The sequence below is a fragment of the Paenibacillus sp. MABNR03 genome, assembly GCF_050455445.1.
GTDB lineage: Bacteria > Bacillota > Bacilli > Paenibacillales > Paenibacillaceae > Paenibacillus > Paenibacillus xylanilyticus.
The window spans coordinates 195,073-220,424 of record NZ_JBCIYR010000003.1; the positions used below are offsets into that span (position 1 = coordinate 195,073).

General features: G+C 48.6%; 23 protein-coding genes. 13 read left to right on the forward strand and 10 right to left on the reverse strand.

Annotation, left to right across the window (positions count from 1 at the left end; translation table 11 throughout):
* Positions 1–25: 25 nt before the first annotated feature.
* The 4 genes from AAIH57_RS16125 to AAIH57_RS16140 form a co-directional block, all read right to left on the reverse strand.
* Positions 26–685, reverse strand: coding sequence for a DUF554 domain-containing protein (locus AAIH57_RS16125; RefSeq protein ID WP_430022363.1), 660 nt, complete (start codon positions 683–685; stop codon positions 26–28).
* 16 nt (positions 686–701) lie between these two features.
* Positions 702–2,024 (reverse strand): amidohydrolase family protein, encoded by a 1,323-nt coding sequence (locus tag AAIH57_RS16130; RefSeq protein ID WP_430022364.1) that lies wholly within the window; start codon positions 2,022–2,024, stop codon positions 702–704.
* A 158-nt stretch (positions 2,025–2,182) separates the two neighbouring features.
* Complete coding sequence (locus AAIH57_RS16135) at positions 2,183–2,797, reverse strand: TetR/AcrR family transcriptional regulator (RefSeq protein ID WP_430022365.1); 615 nt, start codon at positions 2,795–2,797, stop codon at positions 2,183–2,185.
* 123 nt (positions 2,798–2,920) lie between these two features.
* On the reverse strand, positions 2,921–3,265 hold the full coding sequence (locus tag AAIH57_RS16140) for a hypothetical protein (RefSeq protein WP_175397307.1): 345 nt from the start codon (positions 3,263–3,265) through the stop codon (positions 2,921–2,923).
* A gap of 190 nt (positions 3,266–3,455) precedes the next feature.
* Here AAIH57_RS16140 and AAIH57_RS16145 point away from each other — a divergent pair, with 190 nt between their 5' ends.
* From AAIH57_RS16145 to AAIH57_RS16155, 3 genes are all read left to right on the forward strand, one after another.
* On the forward strand, positions 3,456–4,490 hold the full coding sequence (locus AAIH57_RS16145; protein WP_430022366.1) for an ROK family protein: 1,035 nt from the start codon (positions 3,456–3,458) through the stop codon (positions 4,488–4,490).
* Positions 4,491–4,636: 146 nt separating this feature from the next.
* A complete protein-coding gene (locus AAIH57_RS16150; protein WP_430022707.1) occupies positions 4,637–5,845 on the forward strand; it encodes an MFS transporter in 1,209 nt (402 codons plus the stop codon).
* 229 nt (positions 5,846–6,074) lie between these two features.
* A complete protein-coding gene (locus AAIH57_RS16155) occupies positions 6,075–6,689 on the forward strand; it encodes a TetR/AcrR family transcriptional regulator (protein ID WP_430022367.1) in 615 nt (204 codons plus the stop codon).
* A gap of 308 nt (positions 6,690–6,997) precedes the next feature.
* Here the strand turns inward: AAIH57_RS16155 and AAIH57_RS16160 are convergent, their stop codons facing one another.
* Positions 6,998–7,939 (reverse strand): alpha/beta hydrolase family protein, encoded by a 942-nt coding sequence (locus AAIH57_RS16160; protein WP_175397310.1) that lies wholly within the window; start codon positions 7,937–7,939, stop codon positions 6,998–7,000.
* Positions 7,940–8,141: 202 nt separating this feature from the next.
* Positions 8,142–9,062 (reverse strand): alpha/beta hydrolase family protein, encoded by a 921-nt coding sequence (locus AAIH57_RS16165; protein ID WP_430022708.1) that lies wholly within the window; start codon positions 9,060–9,062, stop codon positions 8,142–8,144.
* Between the two features lie 273 nt (positions 9,063–9,335).
* Here AAIH57_RS16165 and AAIH57_RS16170 point away from each other — a divergent pair, with 273 nt between their 5' ends.
* The 5 genes from AAIH57_RS16170 to AAIH57_RS16190 all read left to right on the forward strand — a co-directional run bounded on the left by AAIH57_RS16170 (position 9,336) and on the right by AAIH57_RS16190 (position 15,206).
* On the forward strand, positions 9,336–9,914 hold the full coding sequence (locus AAIH57_RS16170; RefSeq protein ID WP_430022368.1) for a hypothetical protein: 579 nt from the start codon (positions 9,336–9,338) through the stop codon (positions 9,912–9,914).
* Between the two features lie 401 nt (positions 9,915–10,315).
* The gene (locus AAIH57_RS16175) at positions 10,316–13,486 is read left to right on the forward strand and encodes an N-acetyltransferase family protein (protein ID WP_430022369.1); all 3,171 of its coding nucleotides are present in this window, start codon (positions 10,316–10,318) and stop codon (positions 13,484–13,486) included.
* On the forward strand, positions 13,473–14,351 hold the full coding sequence (locus AAIH57_RS16180; RefSeq protein ID WP_430022370.1) for an amidohydrolase family protein: 879 nt from the start codon (positions 13,473–13,475) through the stop codon (positions 14,349–14,351). The genes AAIH57_RS16175 and AAIH57_RS16180 overlap by 14 nt, the downstream gene beginning before the upstream one ends.
* A gap of 256 nt (positions 14,352–14,607) precedes the next feature.
* Positions 14,608–14,874, forward strand: coding sequence for an AbrB/MazE/SpoVT family DNA-binding domain-containing protein (locus tag AAIH57_RS16185; protein ID WP_246310988.1), 267 nt, complete (start codon positions 14,608–14,610; stop codon positions 14,872–14,874).
* Positions 14,871–15,206, forward strand: a complete 336-nt coding sequence (locus tag AAIH57_RS16190) for a type II toxin-antitoxin system PemK/MazF family toxin (protein ID WP_430022371.1) — start codon at positions 14,871–14,873, stop codon at positions 15,204–15,206. The genes AAIH57_RS16185 and AAIH57_RS16190 overlap by 4 nt, the downstream gene beginning before the upstream one ends.
* Positions 15,207–15,376: 170 nt before the next feature.
* Here AAIH57_RS16190 and AAIH57_RS16195 read toward each other — a convergent pair whose 3' ends face one another.
* Positions 15,377–15,811, reverse strand: a complete 435-nt coding sequence (locus AAIH57_RS16195) for a hypothetical protein (protein WP_430022372.1) — start codon at positions 15,809–15,811, stop codon at positions 15,377–15,379.
* A gap of 31 nt (positions 15,812–15,842) precedes the next feature.
* Positions 15,843–16,259 carry a hypothetical protein gene (locus AAIH57_RS16200; protein ID WP_430022373.1) on the reverse strand — a complete coding sequence of 139 codons (417 nt, stop codon included), beginning with the start codon at positions 16,257–16,259 and terminating at the stop codon, positions 15,843–15,845.
* A gap of 363 nt (positions 16,260–16,622) precedes the next feature.
* Between AAIH57_RS16200 and AAIH57_RS16205 the strand changes: the two genes are divergently transcribed.
* Entirely contained in the window at positions 16,623–18,653 is a 2,031-nt protein-coding gene (locus AAIH57_RS16205; RefSeq protein WP_430022374.1) for a methyl-accepting chemotaxis protein, read from the forward strand.
* 149 nt (positions 18,654–18,802) lie between these two features.
* Here AAIH57_RS16205 and solA read toward each other — a convergent pair whose 3' ends face one another.
* Entirely contained in the window at positions 18,803–19,960 is a 1,158-nt protein-coding gene (solA, locus tag AAIH57_RS16210) for an N-methyl-L-tryptophan oxidase (protein WP_312884330.1), read from the reverse strand.
* Positions 19,961–20,179: 219 nt separating this feature from the next.
* Positions 20,180–20,554: an iron-sulfur cluster biosynthesis family protein gene (locus tag AAIH57_RS16215; RefSeq protein ID WP_312884322.1), complete on the reverse strand. Its 375-nt coding sequence runs from the start codon at positions 20,552–20,554 to the stop codon at positions 20,180–20,182.
* Between the two features lie 500 nt (positions 20,555–21,054).
* On the opposite strand from AAIH57_RS16215, the gene AAIH57_RS16220 reads away from it, so the two are divergent.
* From AAIH57_RS16220 to AAIH57_RS16235, 4 genes are all read left to right on the forward strand, one after another.
* On the forward strand, positions 21,055–22,083 hold the full coding sequence (locus AAIH57_RS16220; RefSeq protein ID WP_175397324.1) for a LacI family DNA-binding transcriptional regulator: 1,029 nt from the start codon (positions 21,055–21,057) through the stop codon (positions 22,081–22,083).
* Positions 22,084–22,264: 181 nt separating this feature from the next.
* On the forward strand, positions 22,265–23,536 hold the full coding sequence (locus tag AAIH57_RS16225) for an ABC transporter substrate-binding protein (protein WP_175397325.1): 1,272 nt from the start codon (positions 22,265–22,267) through the stop codon (positions 23,534–23,536).
* Between the two features lie 83 nt (positions 23,537–23,619).
* Positions 23,620–24,507 (forward strand): carbohydrate ABC transporter permease, encoded by an 888-nt coding sequence (locus tag AAIH57_RS16230; RefSeq protein ID WP_095289650.1) that lies wholly within the window; start codon positions 23,620–23,622, stop codon positions 24,505–24,507.
* Positions 24,500–25,345 (forward strand): carbohydrate ABC transporter permease, encoded by an 846-nt coding sequence (locus tag AAIH57_RS16235; RefSeq protein ID WP_175397326.1) that lies wholly within the window; start codon positions 24,500–24,502, stop codon positions 25,343–25,345. Before AAIH57_RS16230 ends, AAIH57_RS16235 begins: the two co-directional genes overlap by 8 nt.
* The last annotated feature ends 7 nt before the right edge of the window (positions 25,346–25,352 follow it).

The window sequence follows — 25,352 nt, forward strand, 5'->3', positions numbered from 1 at the left end:
ATCAACACTTGTTTTCCTTCTTACTCTATAACACAAATAGGGGGATAAATAGGGCCGGAAGTAAATTCAAAACTTTAATCTCCGTAATCTTCAGGACGTTCAACCCGGTGCAGAGCGCGAGAATACCGCCAATCAGGGTAATTTCGTTAATGATATTTGCGGTCATGTATACGGATATGAAATCAGCCGAGAAGAAGACCAGGGCTTCAATGACAAATAGAATGAACGCTGAATACATAATGCCAAAGCCAAAGGAGGAAGCCAGAATCAATGCCGTAATGCCCGAGAAAATGGTGTTGATTTGCAAGAACGTGTTATCTCCCTGCAGCGCACTTTGCAGCGGTCCCAGAATCGGTATCGACCCTAAGCATAACAAAGAGATCGCGACGGTTAATCCTTCATTCAGGCCGTTGGATGAGAAGCGGGTCATGATCTTGGACAGCATCTGATCGAAATTAATCAGTTGACCGATAATCCCGCCTACCGTAAGAAAGATAACAAACATGACCTGATACTGGCTGGTGGAGATGCTGTCCATGGTTGTACTGATGCCGATGATGACTGCACTTATCCCGATGATCTGATACAGGATGGCCTTATATCCGTCATTCACAAATTTTTTGGAAATAGCTCCAATGGTACTTCCGAATATAATGGAAAAGCAATTGACTAATATTCCTAACATGATTTCACTCCTGAATTCACCAAACCGAGTTTAGAACATCGTCTACTTCTTGTATGCTCGTCACAGATGGTGTTTGAATTAGATTTCCTTTGACCATGACCATGCGTACATCGGATAGTGCTTCAATGTTTTCCAATGGACTCTGGTCCAGCACGATCAGATCTGCCTGTTTTCCGATATCGACCGTACCTGTAACGTCCTCGATGCCCAAGATCTTCGCGTTGGTTCGGGTCACCATATCAATCAGCTGCTTGTTGTTAAGGCTGGTCTGTTTGATGTAGTAGTCCATCTCTCTCCACATGTCATAGTGAGTCACGTACGACATGGCGGCATCGGTACCAAGACCGATGGTAATGTCGTTCTCGATGGCCTGCTTCGCACCTTTTAACATGGATGTATACACGAGTCTGGAGTTTTCTTTCACGGTTGCGCTCACCTTCGTTACGCTGGTATCGAGTAAAGCAGAGGGATAAGCAGCTAGAAAGGTAGGAATAAGTGCAGTATAGCCATTCAGGGCACTTGGATTGTTTTTGAACAGGCTGATAATCTCGTCGTCCATCTCGGAGCCGTGCTCAATCGTATCGACGCCGCCTTTTAACGCGACTCTGACACCTTCCGTACTTTCCACGTGAGCTGCCACGCGCAATCCGATCTTATGGGCTTCATCGCAGATCGCTGCAACTTCCTCCACCGTCATCTGCAAACGGCCAGCTTCGCCGACCATTTTCGCATCTGTTACACCGCCAGTCACGCAGATTTTGATGAGATCCACGCCGTTCTTCACATTGATGCGTACATTTTTGCGTGCTTCCCAAGGGGAGTCTCCGACCAGAGCTAAAAAAGGAGCGCCATGTCCTCCCGTTACGCTTAGGAAAAATCCAGAGACAAGCAGATTGGGACCAACGAATTCACCGTTATTAATCTCATCCCGCAACTTGACATCGGTATAGAAGAATTCGCCGACACTGCGCATCGTGGTTACGCCCGCGTGGAGTGCGGTCAGCGCATTGCGTTTCATTCGTTTTTTCAAAACGTTTTTGCCAAATTTCGTGTTCAGGATCCGATCATATGCGAACTGCAGCATGCCTTCGCTGACAGAGAGACTGAATGGCTTACCATCCGCAAAGAGATGAACGTGGGCGTTGATCAGTCCTGGCATCACGTATTTGCCCGAGAGATCAATGACCTCATAGTGGTTCGGGATGGTCAGTTCGCTCGATTTTCCAATAGCCTGAATCTGTCCTTGTTCATTGACCAGAAGGGTCATGTTTTTCTCCATATTTCGTTGCTGGTCTCCATTAATGATGTGGCCGTTTACTAATGCGTAACCTGTTTTCATATCGTTTTTCCTCCTTTGGTATGTAACAAACGTTAATAATGAATAATCAATTCATTTTTGGGTCAAAAAAATAGGATTCGTATCTTAGACTTTTTTTGCGTGCGGACCAAGTTTGTTTTGACCTGATCTGCACGCTGTGCCGGCTATGCATACAACCATTATTCGCTCAAACTCTTCATGCCGTACAATCGGTATACATACAATGCTTCGAATATCTGCTTGCGGCTGTCCTCACTCATGTCCCGTTTCAATAAATCGAGGTTCATATCGATCACATTGTGAGCAAGGATATCGAGCAAGACCAGGTTTTCTTCCATTCCAATCTCGTAATGTTTGTACTGCTTTTTGAGATAGGCCTTCTTGGTTTCAATCATGATCTCGACGAGCTCGTTTTTGGCGTTGGTGTAGATCGTTCCTTTGTTCTTTTCGAAAATGATGATGATCTGGTTCCGGTATTTACGTAATACGTCGACCTGTTCCTGTAACAGCGCTGATTTCCTTTCGCTATCCGTTTCCGTCTCAAACAAGTTCTGGTTATCAAAATGGATCGTCTCGACCAGCACTTTTTTCAGGTAATCCACCAGATCGGGCGGCACAACCGCGTAGAACAGATCCTTTTTGTTTTTAAAATACGTATAGATATTGCCTACGGAAATATTGATTTCATTCGCGATGTCGCTCATCTTGGCATCCACAAAGCCCTTTTCATAGAACACCTTCAGCGCTGCGTATTCAATTTCTTTCCTGACTTCGTCTTTCTTGGCTTGCACCATTGAGAACGACTCCTTAATAGTGAATGAGTGATTCGGTATTAGGTTATTCCTATTTGAAGGGTTTGTCAACAGGGAGAAGAAGAATTTTAAGTGTAAGTTAGTTTTGGCAGTTGGTTTGAAAAGTCACATACGCCAAGGAATCTGCGGAATTTTGTATCGAAAAAAAGTGTTTCCATCTTTTTCAACATAAATCCATGGTGGCTGTACTGGTGTACCCGTTGCTTTGTACAGAACTTCACCATCATCACTTGATGCATATTTCTCAAGATGTTGATTATCTTCAAAACTCACTGTTCCTTGGTAAGATAATCTCTTGCCTTGTATTTCTATATCAGGTGCATTTGATATAATCCTACTCGTTGTATTAATCAATCCAATTCTCCCTGAGGACCATATGACTAATTCACTGAGCAATAATAAGCCAACCAAGATGACAATGCTTACAATAAGTAGCCGCTTTTTTCTCATAATCCATAATCTCCTTCGACAATCTAACAATATAATATGATGCAATAACCCTTGTAGCAATATATTGTCCCCTGCTTCCAATTTAGCATTGACTTTCCCTAGGAATCCCCCTAAACTTCAATTATTAAAATACTTTTAAAAACATTTAGCGAATTGTTCTAAACCAACGAAAGGAGGCGTACATCTCAAAATGCTACCTACATCACACAACACACAACAGGTGAAGCGAATTAATGTGGAGCTGGTGAAGAACACGCTTAGATCAACGGGCGTGGGAACGAAGTCTTCCATTGCGAACCTGACGAAACTCAGTGTTGCTACCTGTGGCACGATCCTGAACGAGCTGCTCCAAACGGGAGAGATCATTGATCTGGGACCGGATGAATCAAGCGGGGGAAGACCTGCAAGTCGATATCAATTCAATGCGGACTATGCCAGCGTGCTTTGTCTGATTATCCGAACAGAGGGCGGCGTTCACTCGATCACGCATCTTCAGGCCAATCTCAATGGCGAGATGAAGGATGAACAGACGCTCATTTTGGATGAGATTACCGTAGCGACTGTGGAGGGTTTGGTTGCAGCCTTGATTGAGCAGTACAACAATGTTCAGGCGATTGGGATCGGGATACCGGGTGTGGCACACAACGGAGTTATTGGCATTTGCGATGTGCCGGGACTGGCAGGTCAGCCGCTGGGACCGAAGCTCAAGGAGCGATTCGATGATGTTGAAGTCATCATTGATAACGACATGAATTTGACGGTGTACGGATTGTACAACGAGCAGCATTTTGAGGAAGAGAAGAACTTTGCGGTGGTCACTTTTCCGAAAAATCATTTTCCCGGGGCGGGTTTCATCATTGACGGCCACCCTTTGAAAGGGAATACACATTTTAGCGGTGAAGTGTCTTACCTGCCTTTTGGTGTGTCATCGGAAGAACAGCTTCGGCTGCTTCAAACTCCAGAGGGACTGCATCAGCTTGTAGTCAAAACGCTGGTATCCATCATTGTCATTATTAACCCGGCAGCAATCGTCATTACAGGGGATACGATGGACTCTGGTATGCAAAATGATCTGATGCAGGGCTGCCTGAAAACCATACCACAGGAGCACATGCCGAAGCTCATCATTCAGAATGACACACGGCGCGAATATGTTACCGGCTTGGTTGCTGTCACGTTGGAGAGCTTGACCTACCGTATCCAGTTAATCGAGAAAAAGTGGTAAAGACAGAAGTAAAGCTAGTCCATTTACACGTAAGAGCACTCGGAAGATCGTACTGCAATCGTAGTAGTAAAGTGTAATATTCCTTTCTGAAATCATTGGAGGTACTTATTTTGGATCAGCAAGCAAGTAAGAAAAAGTTCAATAAGATGTATGCCATGCAGCTGGCGACGATCTTTATTGGTTTTATCGTGTTTGGCATATCGGAAAACATTAAAGGGCCGGCGATTCCGCGCATTCAATTCGACTTCAATCTGGACGAGAAGCAGCTCGGGACGTTGTTGTCCCTGAACGCATTGGGGTACCTGATCGCCTGTTCGTTCACCGCTATCCTTGTCCGCAAATGGGGCATCAAGGCGGTTAGCGTTATCTCTTTTGCCTCGATGATTCTCTCAGGTGTGTTCATCTATTTATCCCATACATATCCACTCTTTGCTTCATCGTACTTCTTCATGTACATCGGCAACGGCATGTTGGAGATCGCGCTAGCGATTCTGGGAGCACGGATTTTTGTGAAAAATACAGGCATGATGATGAATCTGTCGCATTTCTTCTATGGTCTGAGTTCCACGGTAGCTCCGCTGCTGGCAACGGGCGTCATGTCACTGACGGTGTTTGGGCATGAACTGGACTGGCGCGGCATGTATCTGGTCATGTTGTCCCTCTGCCTGCTGCCGATCATTGCGGCGCTGCGCAGCACGTTTCCGGGGGATGATCTTCCCCATGAAGACCGGGTTTCCCTGAAGATGCTGACACGTGATCCGGCCATCTGGATGATGGTGCTGATACTTTCTTTTGGCGTGGTATCTGAACTGGCCGTGGGCGGCTGGCTTGTAAACTTCCTGGAGAAAGCTTATACATGGGACACGGTTAAGGCATCGGGGATGCTGTCTGCATTCTTCCTCAGCTTCTCGCTGGGACGTCTGCTGCTCGGTCCACTTACGGACCGGATCGGTTTCGTACTTTCATTGATTGTGTTTTCGGCGTTCTCTGGTGTATGTACGTTCGCGGCAATCGCAGGTGGTGAGGGGCTGGCTTTCCTGTTTGCCGTGTCGGGTGCGGGTATTGCAATGATCTATCCAACGGTGATGGCGTTTATTGCGAAAAGGTATCCAAATGGCAGTGACACGGCCATTACGTTTGCCGTTACTCTGATGGGGATTGGCAGCGTCATCGGCAACTATGCCATTGGCTGGGTCATTGAAGTGTTCAAGAATGCATATGGTGCGACAACTCAGCTGGGGCTGCTGCGCGGGCTGCAGGCGGGGTATGGATTTATCGGCTTATGCGCAGTGATCTGTGCGGCGTCGGGCGTGGTGTTGTTTGTATATTTGAAGCGGAAGCAGGAACTGATTTAGGCATTGATTGAATAGGGTGTTAGATTGATTGGGAATCCTCGTTCATATAGGACGAGGACTCTTTTCTCTGATTCTTGTAAACATGTTAAAAATCAATCCGTCTCACAAAGGTTTATAATCGGAAGATATGGTTGAGCCTTATTGGTGTTAATAGTATAATTCGGATAATTGGTAAGGGATGAATTCCGTGAGTGTAATTTGAGGATAAATGGATGGGGGGAACTAATGGATGAATGACAAGACGGAAAACCCCAGTGATGGCTTGAAAACTCGTGACCACACAGATCGACCTGTGCGCGCCGACGCACAGCGTAACATTAATGCTTTACTCCAGTCCGCGATGACCGTGTTCGCGGCCTCGGGAGTGGACGCTCCAGTGCGGGAGATTGCAGAGAAAGCCGGTGTCGGAGTTGGCACCGTATATCGTCATTTTCCACAGCGCTCGGATCTGATCGAGGCCGTATTCCGGCAGGAAGTCGATGCCTGTGCAGATGCGGCGGCTGAGCTGTCAACGCAGTACGAACCCGGTGAGGCACTGGCGCGATGGATGCAGCGATACGTGGACTTCATCGCAGCCAAGCGTGGACTTGCGGCGGCGCTGCATTCGGGCAACCCGGCATTTGAGACCCTGCCGGCTTACTTTGATAAGCGGCTGAATCCTGCACTTCGAACCTTGCTTGAAACTGCTGCCGCTGCTGGTGAGGTACGTGCGGATGTTGAACCGGATGACTTGCTCAGAGCAGTAGCAAGTCTATCTGCTGCGGGACATAAAGACAACCCCATGCAGGCTCGGCAGATGGTTGCTCTGCTCGTAGACGGACTGCGCTATCGTGCGACTCTGTAAACGAGTGCCTACTGCTGATATTTAAGGCTTCATTGCTATCAGCCATCTGCCAAGTAAAGATAAAGCTTGCGCATTGTGCCCATGCATCGAGCTTCTTTCCAGGCTCGTGGTCATTGTACGGATTGCACAGAAAGCAGAAAAATGGCAGCAGGAACGGGGCAAGTTCCTGCTGCCATAACAAGATATATACGATTGAACAGGGGAGCCATGGAGATGGCTCCTTTTTCTTTTTTTCGGAGGAATATGTTGAGCATGAGTGATATCCCCGCGGCAAGTTGATGCGATCCTTCAGTCAATCAGTCAGTTTCTTATTTGGTTTCGATACGACCCAGTGGGTTATCTTCTCTTGCCAAAGCCATACATGCTGAATCCCATGCGGAATCTTCCGGATAGAGTTCAGTACGGAGATAAGCCCAGGTGAGTTTCTGAATCGCAGCTACCCGTTCAGGATTCTCATCCGTCGTCTCGGCGACATCGTAGCCGGACACTCCACCGAGTCCATGCTCTGCACCGAACAGTGTGAGCAGAGATTTGGGTCCCGGGGAAAGGAAATACGGATCAGTGTGCCAATCTGCGCCCATAACCGTCAGATGACGGGAGTTGTCCTTGTCCCCAGCAACAACTAGTGCAGGTGTTTTCATTTTAGAAAAATCGGTAGTGGAGAAGAAGGAATAATTCTCGATCGTAAATGCACTGAGTGCATCGCCGCCTCTGCCGGGTGCTGCAAGTAGTACGCCCGCCTTGATCCGGGGCTCGGCCAAGTTCACTTCTGTTCCGTCATAAGGATCGGTGAGCCGCGCTCCCAGCAGCAGGCTTATGGTATGCCCGCCCATGGAGTGGCCAGCTGCCGCGACTCTGCTCCGGTCGAGGCGCCCGAGAAGCTGCGGAACAGCGGACTCGATTATGTCTAGATGATCAAGGATATGCGTCATATCCTGAGCCCGGGATCGCCAGTATAGCGGCGCCTCGGGGTGACCCGAACCGAGGTTCAGCGTTCTCGAACTCAGGTGGGTCGGCTGGATGACGACGAATCCATGTGCTGCCCAGAAATTGGCGAGTGGTGCATATCCGTTCAGTGAGGAGAGATGATTGGATGGACCATGCCCATGCGAGAGAAGAATGATCGGAAGTTCGCTTCCGGTCGCCGGTGCGGTTACCCGCATTTGCAGGTCTACAGCACGACCGGGAACTGAAAGGACTACCGGACTGAACGAAAGGGTTGGAGCAGGCGAGCTAATGTTAATTTCCATACGCGTGGTATCTCCTTTTATACAATTATTTGTGTTCAAGACTGCTATCACATACTTCAAGCTATACTCGTAAGCATTCCGAAACGACTATCGTCCCGGTTTGAACTATTTCGTCCGATCTACAAAATAATCGTCAATAAGTTGTTAAAAGATGCTTGATTGAGCTTTGTTATTTTTTCAAATTGATGCGATCACCAATTCCTTATTTGGACTCGATACGTCCGAGCGGACTGTCGCTCTTTGCCAGAGCTGAACATGCTGCTACCCAGCTGGAATCATCAATACCAAATGCATTGCATAGGTAAGCCAGTGTAAGCTGCTGGATTAAGGCAACTCGTTCAGGACTCTCGTCTGTTGTCTCCGCAACTCTGTAGCCGGAAATGCCGCCGAGCGAGTGCTCTGCCCCGAAGAGGGTGAGCAGGCTCTTGCTGCCTGGACTCAGGAAGTACGGGTCGGTGAACCAGTCTGGCCCCCGAGTAGTCAGTGGGGATTGGTCATGGTCTCCCGCGATCACTAGGGTTGGTGTGCTCATGTCCGCGAAGCTTGGGTTCATGAAGGGAAAGTGCTCAGCCGCGAACGGACTAAGGTCAGCTCCGCCCTTTCCAGTCGTAGCAAGCAACACGCCCGCCTTGATCCGCGAGTCGGACATGTTCTCTCCCGGTTCACCATGGGCATCGAGGACTCGTGCGCCGAGCAGCATCCCTACCGTCTGGCCGCCGAAGGAGTGTCCGGCTGCAGCGATACGGCTTCGATCAAGGCGTCCACTGAGCCCGGGAACGGACGCTTCAATGAGATCCAGTTGGTCGAGGATGCGCTTCAAGTCCTCGACTCGAAAACGCCAGATCAGTGGTGTACGGGGGTCGTCAGGAGGAAGGTTCAACGTCCTAGAGTCGAGATGGGTAGGTTGAATGACCACGAAGCCTTGAGCAGCCCAGAAGTCGACCAACGGACCGTAGCCATCCAATGACCAGCCAAAGCCGTGGGAAAATATAATAATAGGCAAGTCGCGACCAATTACCGGTGCAGACACTCTCACTTGCAAATCCTCACCACGGCCCGGGGCTGATAGCACTACCGGTTTCACCGAGAAGACGGGGGTGGGTGTATTAGTCTTGATTTCCATCATTATAATAATCTCCTTTTTTGCATCAATTTGTGACCTGCGCCGCCTTGTTATGTTAAAGGACGGAGTTAAACGGAACCACGTTCCGATTATATACGGAACATTGTTCCGTTTGCAACAACTATTTCAATTAAACATCCGTTTAGATTGAAATGTCAGGCCAAATCTATATCCAGATGACTATAATCAGTCGTGTTTTTTGGATTCAAGTGAAACATTCGGGAGAAAACAATCATTTAGTATATATATGGTTTTAAAGGGAGGTCAGAGAGGATGTACAACAAACCATTTATGTTCGTGGTGTTGATCATTGCCCTCATAGCAGGGGGGAGTTACATCATTGCAGATCAAACGATTGTAAATACGATTACGATTGATGCGGATCATCAAATCTTTAATAGCTATCAGGAACTATCCGAGGATGCTGATCTTATTGTGGAGGTTACGGCGACAGATGAGTCTGTCCATATCAATAAAGAAGAGAGTGAATCCGAAACGAGATATACGGTTACCCGTGTAGAAATCAATCAAGTTCTTGGGAATAAAGGTCACCAGGAATTAAAGGACTACATTCATGTCTTGGAGCCAACATATATTGTCAGAAACAAAGGAATTTACACAGGAGTCACCAGGTATACCTATGGGGATTACACGCCAATGCAGGCAGGATACCGATATGTTTTATTCCTGTCCTGGGACGAAAAACACAACGGTTATTGGATTACGTCTTTGGAGCAGGGCAAGTTCAATGTGGATCAGAAGGATTCAGCAGAGCGTGCTCCAGCGGAAAAAATTCTACAGGTGAAAGCGTTGAAGGAGGATGTGTTTGAACATTTAGGTTATTCAGACTAGGAAGGGTGGAGACGTGAGAACCCTCAGAAACATTTTAATTCTATGTGCCATATTGATTATCGCTTGCATTGCATGGTACGGCAATGATCGAAAGGATATGCGTGCGTTGGAAAAGGGCTTACGAACCCACCTGATCACGGATTTAGGGGTAGATGAGCTGTGTATCGTCAGTATTGAAGCCCGGTGCAGTAAAATGCCCCAATACCCAGGTCGTCCAATTCAAAGACACGCCGCAGAAAAAAGAAATATTTTTGATTATCTGAAAATGTTTCCATTTATAGTATGATAAGACTATCGATAGCTTCAGCAAACGGGGACTCTATCATCTTTGCGCTGTCGAACAAGCCCATTTCGTATGAGCAAGAAGACAATTCTATACATAAAGCAAAGGGGATAGAGACATGACAGTAACCTCAAATCTAGAACAAATCCGCATTATCGAATATGACCAATCCTATGCTGCCGCACTCGCTGATATGTGGAACCGCAGCAATGAAAGCTGGGGAGGCGGCACGAACCAGAGAACGGAAGATACCGTGCGCCGGGAGATGGAGAGTTCGTCCAATCTTCATGTGTTTCTTGCCGTTCATGAGAATGAGGTAATCGGCTTCTGCAGTTTCGCCCACTACCGCCATGACGAGAATGCCCTGTATGTACCGTTGTTGAATGTGCGCCCTGATTATCATGGTTACAAAGTCGGACGCAATCTGATCCTGAACGCCGTTCGCAAAACCGTGGAAGCGGGGTGGCCCCGTCTGGATCTGTTCACCTGGGCAGGCAACACGAAGGCTGTGCCGATGTACAAGAAATGCGGATTCTTCTGGGAGAAAAAAGATGACACTGTGCACCTGATGAATTTCATCCCCACCATCTTGCAGACCGAAGCGCTCGCTCCTTATTTTGCGGAGCTGGATTGGTACGCAGACAGCACGCGTGAACTCGCCATTGAGCCGGATGGCCGGCGGGAGCGTGGTTTCGATTTCTTTGACTACACTTGGAAAAAGGGAGATATCTCCTTGCGCGCCGAGTTCGAGAAGTCGGGTCGCGGGCTCAGCGCTCTCGAAACACCGGATTACGAAATCTTCACAGAGATCGACGATCATGACCTGGTCTTCGGCTCCACATACAAGGTTCGCTATCGGATCAAGAACCGTTCAGCGTCCGAGCTGAAGTTCGAGATCAAGGGACGGAATAACAAAAATATTCGTTTTGCTCTGAACGCTGCTGAAGCAGTTGCACCGGGAGAGACGATCATCGTGGAGGGCGAGTTCCAACTTGATCCCGTTACAGAGGAACAGAACCAGATGAAAACCCATCCTGTTGTCGCCAGCACATGGCTAATCGGTGGCAGGAAAGCCGAGTTCCGTATGGGCGTCGCCCCGAAATTCCCGGCCAAGATCAACGCGGCGTTGCCCGTGAAGGAGCTCTATACAAGTATTTCGGCCGAGCTGTATCTGAACGTGGAAAATAATTATGATTCCGAAGCGGAGTTCGTTTTTGACCTGCCGGAGGATGAATTCCTGGAGTGGGCAGAACGTTCGGTACGCTTCACCGTTCCTGCCAAAGGCAAAACATCTGTACCGGTGTCCTTCACCTTGCGTTCGTATGGTCTCTATTCGCAAGAAGTAAAGGTAACGGCGGTTCCGGCAGGCCAAGAGGCAGTATCATTCACAACCAAGTTGTCTGTTCTGATGAAGGGAACTCATGGAAGATATGGTGGAGAAAATGGAGAGCAGTGGGTGGCCGTGAACGGCGCATTCTCCCTCCATATGAGCAGGCAAGATAATACGATGTGGATCGAATATCCTGGATCACGTCACACGTTCTGGTGGACTTACCCGAAGCTGGGAAAGCCTTTTGCAGAAGAGTTATCCAAGAAAAAGGCGAAAGATGTGAACATCTATCCCGAAGGGGAACGTCAGGTTCTCGAAGCACTGTACGATTCGGAGGACTTCCCTGGTTTGCAGATCAAGTCCGTCGTCAAGCTGTCTGCAAATGGGATCGCAGAATTCTACCACGAAATTGGCAATACTCACAGTACAGAGCTGGAAGAGAACATGTTTTTGATGACCAACTTCGGTTTCTATGGGAGCAGGCTTATTCTTCCGTACCAAGGCCGTTATGTGGACATGGGAGATGATTACGCCGGTGACCCGAACCATTGGGATAGCGCACAGATCACGGAGAACTGGTTGTTCTGCAAGGAAGCGTATGGTGCATGCGGTATCTGCTGGGACCCTTCCCTGAAGCTGCTTCGTCCGGAATACACGCTGGGGTTGGAACATGATCTAGGCCGAATTCCGGCAGGAGCCGTCGTACGGACGAAGGCTACCGTATTTGCGTTGAACACCTTTGCCAAGTGGCAGGATTTCCGCTCTTTTGCCCGTAAACAGCGCGATCCGGTTGTGCCTGTTCTGGATGACCATCTTGAGCTGGTACTGGGCGGCGGTAATCCGTTTGTCTCGGGCACACTGCAAGCGGAACTGAACGAACGGAAGATGGTTCCACTCGCCGGAAACCTGGAACTGTACGTGCAGAATGGTGGTGCGCCGGAGTATTTAGCTGCTGATATGGCATTAAACCGCGAGCAGGATCTTCGCTCCGCACTGTTGGAGTTCTCCCCTGAGGAGAAGATTGCGACAGAAATATGTGAATTCGGCTGGAAGGTTCGGGCCGTTTATCGCGGAGAGGATCGCGTTCAGGAACGGACCGCCCTCTGGTTTCCACAAACGGGATCAGCCGTCGATCGGGTGATTGAAGAAGGACCAGCAGGCCCGGTATACACGGTGAGTAATGGGGTTCTCTCGATGGCAGCTGCACCTGGCTTCGGAAGTATCGTGCATTCCCTGAAGTACCAGGGCGAGGAATGGCTGGATAGTTCATATCCGGAAGCTGCTCCGCGTTCCTGGTGGAATCCATGGTACGGTGGACTTGGTGTGGGTATCCCTGGTATGAACGGTTTCAGCCGTCAGCTGGAGCAGAGAAGTGCGGCTTGGACGGAGCGGAGGGATCAGTACGGTAACATTTGGAGAGGAATTCGGATCACGACGTCCATTGAGAAGCATGAAGCGAATCGGGGAATCACCGTTCATCAGCATTACCTCATGCTGCCCGGCGTTCCTGTTCTCTGTTCGCTGCACTCAGTGACCAACAAGAGCGGCTTGGCGCTAACGGATTATTTGCTAACAGAGGAGAAGTTCTTAAAGACTTCGCTTGTTTTTGAAGAGGGCTGGCTGGATCACCCCGAGCAAGGGCATTTTCCTCTCGGGAAAGTGGATGCGGGTCTTCATTTGAATGGGCTCTTGCGGGTGGGAGCGGCTTCGCGTAAGAACATGCTGTACGCTGTAGATGGTTATCCCAATCAGAGCGCTTGGACATTTGCGAACAACCAGGTGCTCGGCCTAAATGTGAGTGAGCATCTGTCCATTCCCAATGGGGAAACAGTCTGGACGAAGCCGACCTATCTGATCTTGGGGCAGCTCACTCTGCATCCAGAGGATATGCGCAGCCTTCTACGACTAACCTTTGCGGCCTCTAACGACGATAAGGAGGCTTCCTATGCCAATCATTGATATTCACATTCATCTGTCGGACATCGACAGTTTCCATCGAACGGCGATCGATCTGTCGAAAGTGGACTACACTGCCGCTGGCCTCAAGGCGGAGTTTGATAAGAACGATGTCATTCTTGGTATTGGAATGGGGGTTACGGAGCAGACGAAGGGCGTGTTCCCGGATTCCAGTTCTCCCAATCCGATGGGCCTCAATTTGGAAGCAGCGGTGCCGCCATTCCTTATGGAATGTGTTGGTATCAACCCGAATCAGCTTGGCGGTGAACACGCTCAGGACGAACTTGACCGAATTGAAGCACGGTTGCAAGCTCCCGAGGTAGCCGGCATCAAGCTGTACGCAGGATACTACCATTACTACGTCCATGATAAGATCTATACTCCAATCTATGAGCTGGCAGCCAAGTACAATGTGCCCGTCGTCATTCATACAGGGGATACGTACTCAATGAATGGATTGCTGAAGTATGCACATCCGCTAACCGTGGATGAATTAGCCTTTCAACAGCGTGGGGTGAACTTCATGATCTGTCATTTGGGTGATCCCTGGGTGATGGATGCCGCCGAAGTGGTGGCAAAGAATCCTAATGTATACGCGGATTTGTCCGGCCTTGTGGTCGGTGATCGGCCGCATTTTGAACGGTTCATGAATGAGCCACTGTTCATGGATCATTTCCGCCGGGCCTTGGTGTATTCCGATCACTACGAGAAAATGCTGTTCGGAACCGACTGGCCGCTCGCGCCGATTGATCTGTATGCAGAATTTATCCGCAGACTCGTGCCGGAGCAGCATCATGAGAAGGTGTTTTATGAGAATGCCTTTGAATTGTTCCCGCGCATAGGGCAGCGGATTGCAGAGCTGGGTTAAGGAAAAGCTGACCGCCATGATGGTGGTACCCACTCCCATGACCTGTCCGGTAAGCTTCTGCCACTTGTGTTGGCAGGAGCTTTTTTTATCCGGGGAAACACTGAATTGAGCTACGTAACGATAGGCTGTACACTTCTCATTTTACAGATGAATACCATGTATCCTTCCATCATCTTATGTATATCATATGGATATACAATTACTGAAGGGTGAGATATAATTGGAGCATCTATCAAATGAAAGGCGTGGGATTGCGATGACAACAGCCACACTGAGTAAATGGGGAAATAGCAGTGCAATTCGTATTCCGAACCAATTGCTTAAACGCCTTAATCTGGAGGAAGGTACGGAAATCGAAATTTTGGTGACAGAAGATAATGAATTATTGTTGCGTCCAAAAACAAAGCCTACAGAATCCAACGAGGAGCTGCGTACCCATCTAAAGACGCTGCTCTCTAAAGTGAAACAGGATACGAGACATGAAGAGATCGACTTTGGCACAGAAGGGAAAGAGTTGCTGTGATCATTCCCAAGCGAGGAGATTTGATATGGCTTGATTTTGATCCCCAAGCGGGTCATGAACAGGCCGGGAGGCGACCAGCTGTTGTTTTATCCGAACATGAGTTTAATGAAGTAACGGGGTTTGCCGCTGTATGCCCCATAACTAGCCAGGCCAAGGACTATCCTTTTGAAGTAGCTCTACCAGAAGAACAGCCATTTACGGGTGTTGTTTTGACGGATCAGTTAAAGAGTCTGGATGTACGGCAGCGGCGTATCCACATTGCAGGGCATGTCGAACCGGACTCCGAATTCATGAAATCCGTTCTACGCAATGTTCGTTCAATCCTGGCATAATAGAAACTCATAAACAGAACACCCCTAAATCCACGTCGAACTGAGACATGGATTTTTTTGCTTACAATTTGTATACTCCTGCTGAGCTAGCTTTTGATAGACTTCTTTAAAATCATCTCCCTCTTACTTAGTAACAAAATCAATCAATATATAGAAGAAGAGCCTGACGATTAGGTCAGGCTCTTCTTGGCAACATACTTTGTGGCTGTAACATCTGAATCCTGTCGTTTCAAGAATTTTTTGCTTGGGCGATGCAGTAACACAACTAATAAAGCATAAAGTTGAATAAGTGCGGCTATTAGTCCCTCATTTAATACACCCATAAATAAAGCAATACTCAGGAACGTAACAGTGGATTTGAACTTTCGTTGGGTGATGGAAAAGACAGCAAGTAAACTGGGAATCACCCAAAACATTATTCTGGCGGTTAGTTCGGCAGAGACGTCACCAAGATCGCTTCCTGTAATCGGAGGATCAAGATAGGCTTCTGGATTTCGACTGAAAATAGAAACAAATACGATAAAGGTGATTATGTAGAAAATGATTTTGCAGCTCAACAAGATTCGAACTCCATTCAGCAATGCGGGTAACTTTGGTTTTAACATTCTATTCACAGACTCCATTCTACAACTAAATCTATACTTGCAGATCCCTCTTCGAGTACTGCCGCACATGAGCTTCCTGCTTGAGATACATCTTGCTCGGTTTGTGGAGCAGAAGGACCAGCAGCATAAACAGATGCAGCAGCACCAGGAAATTTTGGAGGAACGCAGCAGTAAACAAGAAGGTAAGGCTCATAAAGGTGATCGTCAGTTTATATCTCCGTTTAGCAATGAATACCATGGTCAGGATCGGTGGTCCCAGAATCAGCAGGGTACGGATGCCAGCATTCGTGAAATATGCGACCTGATCGGATAGTGGAAACGCGGCGTAATCATCGCCATGCAGCAGGATATCGTAGATTAAAAAGCCCATGGCAATCCCGATATAGATCGTCTGCACCCCCAATAAGGCGCGGATGACGTTTAATAATGTGGGCATTTTTGTATTCAATTCCTGTTCTCTCCCTAATAAATATGTATTTCTTTGATTATACGTAAGTGATGTCATAATTTGTATTAAACCAAAGTCTATATTTATCAATCGGTTGTCGCCCCCTTTGTCCTAGAAAGCATCTGGGAAAAAGCTACAGAGGAACTGCACGAATGTGAAAGGAAGCAAGGCACCATCCCCCCTGCCTGGGAGGTTTTAATGGTATACGTGTGCCCAGGCTCAAAATATTCTAAGCCAATGCTGTTTCCACTGAACAATTCAGAGATAAATTCCGATATAAAGAAAATACATAAAATTGGACTACATCATGATGAGAATGGAAGGTGTAATGGTTTGAAGTTATTCGGTAAGGTGAAGGGGAGCATGGCGAACATGTCTTTCAGGGTCAGATTGCCCCTGATGATCAGTTTGCTGGTATGTGTGGTGCTGGTGGCAACGGCAGTCTTGTGTTACAGAGTGGCAGAGAGTATCACGCTAGATAAAAGCAAGGACGAAATTAAGGCGACTTCCGACCGGATCGGTGCGGGATTGTTCACCTCGCTAACGTTGGAAGAACAGTCCACGTTCCTGATTACAACACATCGTACATTCCAGGACCTGTTGGAGATTCGAAATAGCGAAGGACAGAGTGATGATGAGTTTTTTACGGAAAATAGTGAGCTGATCGACAAAGCCAATGGCATATTGGCAGATAGTCTCGCAGGGATGGAAGGTAACAGCAATATTATTTTGCTGGACAAGGAAGGGACAATTGTTTCCGCGAACGATCCGTCGGCTCTCAAAGGGGAACGTGCAGATCGTGATTATTTCAAAAAGGCCATTCAAGGCCAAAATGTAATCAGCGACGGGATTATTTCGAAAACGCTCGGGACGTTGGGTACGGCGTTCGCCATGCCAATTTACAATGATAATAACCAAGTGGAAGGCGTGCTGGTGTCTACCGCAACCACGTCGTTCTTCGTTAACCAGCTGCAAGACATTGAGATTAATGAAGAGGGTAACGTCATCATTTTGGATCGTATAGGTACGGTCATGTTTAATTCATCCGATGAGAAGATGGCAGGCCAAAAGATGGAGTCCGGGGAATATCAGACATTGATCGATTTGCCTCCAAGCGAACAGCTGCAGCAGGGGGAAATCAGCTCGGAAGAAAAAGTGGTATTCTATTCGAAAATCCCACGCTCTGATTGGACCATAATTGTGGAGGATACATACGAGGATGTGCGCAAGCCGCTCGTATCCATGGCAACGAAAATGTATATCGTGCTGTTCAGTGCCATAGCGATTTCCATTGCAGCCGGAATTCTGATCTCACTTCTGGTAACGAGACCGATTACCAGACTGACTGGACTGTTCAGACAGCTCGCAGGCGGAGACCTGACTGTTCGGGCAGAAGGCAAATACAGCGGGGAGTTCAAGGAACTGGCTGACAGCTTCAACACGATGGCGGGAGCCAACAGACAGCTGATCTCCAGCATGAACAGCTCCATTCATACGTTGAATACAAGCACAACCGAGCTGGATCAATCCACGCAGCAGACTTCCGCATCCATTGCAGATACAACAACGACGGCAATGGAAATTTCGCGGGCGATGGAATCACAGGCGAGCGATACGGAATCCATCGTGGATAAATTCATGAATGTGGGAAGCAAAATTGCCAGCGTGAACGAGAAGTCGCAGGCGGTGAAACGTAAGGCGGATGAGATTACCGATGCATTCGAAAACAATCATGAGGTTGTCGATAAGCTCATAGCCGTGAACAATCAGAACGAGATCGAAGTCGGCAATATTTCAAAAATTACAGTGCAGCTTGCCGAGAGTTCCTCCGGCATTCATCAGATTACGGGTACGATTGCCGAAATTGCGAACCAGACGAAGCTGCTTGCACTCAATGCGTCCATTGAGGCTGCACGAGCGGGAGATCAGGGACGCGGCTTCGCCGTAGTTGCTTCGGAGATCCGCAAACTGGCAGAACAGACGACGGCACAATCGGAGGACATCAAACGAATTGTGATGCAGACGATCGAACATGTCGAGCAGAACAACCGCAGCGTACAAGCCATTGAGGCCATAGCGGAGCAGCATAAGAGCAGTGTGGACCAAACCAAGGAAACCTTCACTTTTGTTACGCAAAATATGCATGAGATCATGGACCAGATACAGGCCATAGCCTCCGAGATCGAATCCATTGAGCGGGACAAGGATGATGTCCTTGGGGCTGCGCAGAACTTGTCTGCTTCCGGTGAAGAAGTCTCAGCTTCGGTTGAGGAAGTGACTGCAACGATGCAGGAGCAAGCAGGCATGACGGAACATTTGGCAGAGATGGTGCAAACGATTGATGCTTTGACCAAACGGCTTGCTGAGGAAGCATTAAGGTTTAAAACGAATTAACAAATGATGTAAGCAAATGATGTAACCATCTGGCGCATTAAGTAGGCATCATAATGGTCATGTGCTTTAACTAAACGGTGTAAATGAAGAAGACGTGCAAGGGACCCCAATCGGTAATGATTGATGATGTCCCTGCACGTCTTTTAAATTTAGGGTGTTGAGGAGATGCCCGTCTTGGCGAATCGGGACAGGGCAAACCTCGAGATATCCTGGTCCGTATGTCCTGTCTGTACCAGATCGGACAGTATTTTGCCAATCGCACTAGCAAATTTGAAGCCGTGACCCGAAAATCCGCCTGCCAGCCAAACATGCTCATGCAGCGGGTGACGATCAATAATAAAGTCCTCATCAGGCGTCATTTCGTATTTGCATACGCTGCCACGTTTTAGCTTGCCGGCCGCCAGCGGCATCCGTTGCTCAAGCAATCTTCGAATATCACCCTCGTCTGTTTCTTCCGTACCGAATGGAGCCAGTGCGTTACTTGGTGTCCATTCTTGTCCAGTATCATGACGGCCAATCTTCACTCCGGCCCCACCAATGCTGGGAAATCCGTAATAAACACCTTCTGGTCCGGACAGCGTGAAACCAGGAAATTGTTCCTCGGCGAACAATGCTTCCGGTGCTTCAAACCACCCTACTGTTTTGCGTACGGCACGGATCGGGAGGTCCACGAACGGTTTCAACGTCTGAAACCAGGCACCTGGGCTGAGTATCAGCTGATTTGCGTGATATGTATCACCAGCAGACGTTTTTACCGCTACGGAATGTGGGCCACATTCGACATGCTCCACAAGAGTATGCGTTAACAGGGTGGCACCCTGTTGTTCTGCGGCTTGCCGATAAGCCAGAATGCAGCGTTCACTGAACAGATAACCAGCGTCCGGTTCATACATGCCCTCGTAATGTTCGGGTATGGTAATCCCTGGCCAGCGCTTCATAACTTCTCTTGCACGCATGACTTCATATGGCACACCCGCTGCATCTGCATGAGTCAACCGGTCGCGAAACGAATGGAAGTCTGGATCAACCATGTTGATGACCCCTGAACGAACAAGCAGATTACTTCCAGTGATATCCTCCAGCTCCTGCCATAAATTCTGGGCAAGAAGCGCCATGGTTATGTAATCAGGTCCCCCACTGTATACATGGCGAATCAATCGGGACTCTCCATGATGGCTGCCTTCGGTATGTGGGGGATCAAAGGCATCGATTAGCAGTGTTTTTAACCCGCTCCGTGCGAGATAATAACCTGCACTCATCCCCATGGAGCCCGCTCCAACGATAATAACGTCATAAGATTGTGTGATAAGAGCTCCTCCTCTTGTGAATCTTCAGGCTTGAATAGCTTACATGATAATGTAGACTTGAAAACCAGTTTGGTCAAGCGTGAACTTAGAGATGAAGGCATCACGATAAAAGGAAATTCGGAGTGATAAGATAATATTCCGTAACTTTCATAACAAAAGCCGGTCACTCCACCCTGGAGTACCGGCTTTTGCATATGTGTTTAGGCGTAGTAAAATAAATCAGCGGACGAACCAGCTGAGCGGCTCTGGTGAAGCGTTTGCCGTATCCCGAAGATCATGGACCTTGACATTGCTGCCATAGATCATGGAATCACTGCTCAGACGATAGGAAGGGAAGCTGTTTTCCGATTGCAGTCGCAGGTTGGATTCGAAGTAAATCTGCTGCTGTTTGTTGATGAGAAAAGGAAGCGTACCGGATTCAATCGGAATGTCGTCACTATCCGGTTCGTTAACGATCAGGAGGACCGCAGTGCCGTCGCATCCGCATCCATCGGTGTCATAAAACAGCTTTAAATAGCCTGGCCGATCTCCCAGCATCGCGTTAAGTCTTGATTCTGCCAGCGGGCTGACCTGAATGATCATAACGTCGTTCACACTCCTCTAATCACCTTATGAATTCGCTTACAATCTAATATATGGGCGAGTGGTGTAAAATAGAAGGGGAATCGACGCTAAAATAAAGGAAAATATCCGCTGATCCGGCAGGCCCTAGAGGCCGGGCCGGGGACGGTTGTCTTTTGTGGACATACGCACTGGGATACGCCCCTTGTGCAGCTGAAGAACGGCACACAGATCGTAAATGCCGACAGCAAGCTGTTTATTTTGACACGCTATATAAGTTGAACTAAACAATTACACAATAACGGAGAGGACAGAACCAATCTGTAGAAGCGGAGCGTTCGCCTTTATCCCCGGATTTTCCCCTTATATATAGGGAATCAGAAAAATCTGGGGATAACAGCGATCGAAGATGGTTCTGACTGCACAGTGATCCAGTGTAAAATGATTCGCTCACCTGAATGAAACCCATTTCATCGCCCATCCTTATCTGGTATGATAAGCAGGAAAATTAGAGACAAAGGAAGGTTCCTTTTATGACACCGATCACCATTTATGACATTGCCAAAGAAGCGAACGTATCTGTAGCGACCGTCTCCCGGGTGCTCAACGATACGGCACCCGTACGGGCAAGCACGAGAGAGAAGATCATGTCGATTATTGAAAAGCATCAATTCCAGCCCAATGCGCAGGCGCGCAGTCTAATCAAGAAAGAGACGGGCACGATTGCCATCATCCTTCCCGACATTACCAATCCGTTCTTCCCGGAAGTGTTCTGGGGTGCCGAGAATGAGGCACGCGGATTGGGGTACACGTTCTTTCTGTGCAATACGGCGGGAGACTACAACCGGGAGTCCGAGTACCTGTCCATTTTGCGAGAAAAACGGGTGGACGGCATTATATTTCTCGGGGGAAGAATCAACATGCAGCACTGTCCGGATGACATGGCCCAGGAATTGATCGATATGGGCAAACGCATGCCGATTGTACTGGTCAATGGCAATATTCCCAAAGGAGGTTTCCACCGGGTCTACACGGATGAAGCGGCAGGGGCTGTACTCGCTGCGGAGCATCTGCTGGAACTGGGACATCGGGATATCGCTTTTGTGGGCGGATTGAGAGAACTGTCCACAACGATGGTCAAGGTCAAGGCTGTGCAGAAAAAACTGCGGGAGCATGGGCTTGAAATTCCGAAGGACCGCCAGCTGCTCGGCAGTTTCTCCATCGATGACGGCAAACGGGAGATGACCAAGCTGCTGGAGCAGGACAACCCTCCGACAGGAGTGATCTGCGTGAACGATTATACGGCCATTGGTGCCATTAAGGCGACGATTGAGCATGGCTTGTCGATTCCGGAGGATATTTCCATCGTTGGATTCGATGATACGCCGCTGGCCAGTGCTGTTATTCCGGAACTGACGACTGTGTCCCAGAACACGTATCAGCTCGGCAAGCTGGCGGTGGATAAGCTGCATGAGCTGATTAATCAGGGACAGGTGAAGAAGCAGACCGTATTGCAACCGGAGCTGATCATCCGTCAGAGCACAGGGCCAGCGAAGCAATAAAGGGACGGACATCTGGAAAAGAAAGCGTTGACATTCCCTCGGAAGGTGAAATATAATGAGTCCGTAAATGAAACCCCTTTCATGAAGTGGAACGGGTTTTAGTTTTAAGCTTTATGAAACCCATTTCATGAAACGGGTTTCAGTGTGGTCATCCATTCATTATTTCGAGGGGGCGTACCGTATGAGAAGAAGTTTAAAGGTCATTTCGTTAGTGATGTTGGTTATGGTCGTGGTTCTGACAGCTTGCAGCAGCGGAGACAGCGGTGATTCCGCCGGCGGTGCCGGAGGCAAGGTTGATCTGAGCATGACGATCTGGGGCTCGGAGGATGAGAAGAAGATTTACCAGGAGAGACTCGACATTGTGAAACAGACATATCCCGATATTAACGTGAAGCTTAACGTGGTTGCCGGAGATTATGACCAGAAGGTACAGACCATGATCGCTGGGGGCACAGCACCCGACATCATGATGATTGCCGAGAACTATCAGGCGTACGCCTCTAAAAATCAGATCATTCCGCTGGATGAAATGATCCAGGCGAACAATGTAAATATGTCAGAGCGTTACTCCGATGACATCGCCAACCTCATGAAGTACGACGGCAAGCAGTTCGGTATGCCGGACCGCGCAGGTGCGATGGTACTCTTTTATAACAAGGATCTGTTCGACAAGGCTGGTGTGGAATACCCAACCAAGGATTGGACTCAGGAAGACCTGCTCGAAGCAGCCAAAAAGCTGACGGTGAAGGAGAACGGCAAGACGGTTCAATGGGGGTACTACCCGGGAAGCTGGTGGCCGCAATGGATGCAGCTGATCTACCAGAATGGCGGCTCGCTGTTTGACGAGAGTGGCAAGCCAACCTTCAATACTGAACCGGTACGTAATGCACTGCAGTTCATGAATGACCTGATCTTCACGCACGGTGCAGGTCCAACGCCAACAGAGATTGCCGACATGGGCAATATCGGTGCAGACCCACTGTTCGCTCAAGGCAAAATCGCGATGGAGACCACAGGGTTCTGGAACATCGGCTCACTTGCCAAGGTGGAAGGCATCAACTGGGATATCTCTCCGGTATGGGGTGAGACGAACGCGTTCTTTAACGGCTTCACCATTACGAATGCGTCCAAACACAAGGAGGAAGCGTTTAAGATCATTGAAGCACTGACGACGCCTGAGGCACAGATGCCGATGATCAAGGCGGGACAGGATGCACCGGCTACGAAGGCGGGACTGTCCAGCGATGAATTCCTGAATGCGGAATACGGTGGCAAGAAGATCAACATGGCTGCTTTCAGCGAATCGACCATTTATGCCGAACCGTTCAACCCGCAATGGAACGAAATGATGAAACTGATCAACGATAAGCTGGGTGTCTACTTCAACAACAAGGCTTCACTGGATGATACGGTAACCGAAATTCAGAGTGGACTGGAACGACTCTACAAATAGCATGGACAGCGGGACAGATGGAGCGCAGCACATAAACCTGTGCGAATCTCCATCTGCTCTCTACGTCATGGGGAGGGCTTAACGTGAGAAAAAAAGACGGGAAATGGTTTTATCTCTTCATCTCGCCTTGGCTGATTGGTTTCCTGGGACTTACCCTGGGTCCGATCCTGTTTTCCATCTATATGAGCTTCACCAATTGGGATCTGTTCCAGACCCCGGAATTTATCGGTATCGACAACTACAAAACGCTGCTCACCGATGATCCGCTGTTCTGGAAGTCCGTGGGCAATACGTTCTTCTACGCATTAATATCCATTCCGCTGGGAATGTCGATTTCCCTCTGGATTGCCTATTATCTGAACAAAAAAATCAAAGGCATTACCTTTTTCCGCATCTTGTTCTATCTGCCGTCGGTTGTGCCGGTCGTAGCAAGCTCGCTGCTTTTTATTCATTTGCTCGCACCGACCGAAGGGTTGATTAACAAGGCTCTGTCGATCTTCGGCATTCCGGGTCCTGCCTGGCTGCTCGATCCCAACTGGGTCAAACCTGCATTGATTCTTATGTCCCTCTGGGGCGTTGGGGGTGGCGTGGTACTGCTGCTGGCTGGTATGAAAGGCATTCCCCAGGAGCTGTACGAGGCTGCTGCCATTGACGGGGCGAAGAGCACGCAGTCATTCTTCCATATTACTTTCCCGATGCTCACGCCCGTCATTTTCTTCAACCTGGTCACCGGGATGATCGGAGCGCTGCAGACGTTTGCGCAGGTGTTCATTGTTACAGCAGGCGGACCTGACAATGCGAGCCAGATGGTCGTTCCCTACCTGTTCCAGAATGCTTTCCAGTTCTACAAAATGGGCTACGCCTCAGCCATAGCCTGGGTGCTGTTCATTATCATCATGGCGCTCACCCTGGTCGTGTTTCGTTCATCGGCACTATGGGTGCACTACGAGGAGGGAAAAGCCAATGAGTAATCCATCCACTGCGGAAAAAACGATATCCTACATTTTTCTGATTCTGGTCGGGGTGCTGCTTGCTTCGCCCTTCCTGTACATGATCTCGATCGCGCTGGCGAGTGACGCTACCACTGTGAAGTCAGCCTTTACTTTCGTGCCCATGGAGTTTCAATGGTCGAACTTCTACACGATCTTCACCAACAACAATCTGGGTACTTATCTGAAAAATTCAATCATTATTACCGTGTTCACCATCGTGGGATCGGTATTGTCGGCTTCCATCGTTTCTTACGGCTTCGCACGTATTAAGGCCAAAGGCAGCCGGTTTCTATTTATCGTCCTGCTGAGCACGATGATGATTCCAGGTGAGGTAACGATGGTGCCGCAGTTCATCATCTTCCGTCATCTGGACTGGATCAACACATTTTATCCACTTATCGTACCGAGCTTCTTTGCGGGAGCGTTCAACGTATTCCTGATCCGTCAGTTCGTGATGAGTATCCCGAAATCACTGGATGAAGCAGCGATGATCGACGGCATGGGACATCCGGGAATCTACTGGAAGATCATCATGCCGCTGACGTATCCCATTTTGGCGGCCATCGCTATATTCTCGTTTTCCTATAACTGGGGGAACTTCATGGGACCACTCATTTACATCAATGATCCGGAGAAAATGCCGCTTGCGCTCGGTGTTCAGCTCCTGACCACGGTAGGTGGTGGACAGATGCCGCCATGGAACCTGGTCATGATTGCCTCCCTGTTCCTGACCATCCCGATGGTTCTGGTCTATCTGTTTGGACAGCGTTATGTCTATGAAGCCAACATTAGCGGAGGCAGCAGCGGAATCAAGTAACGAGTGG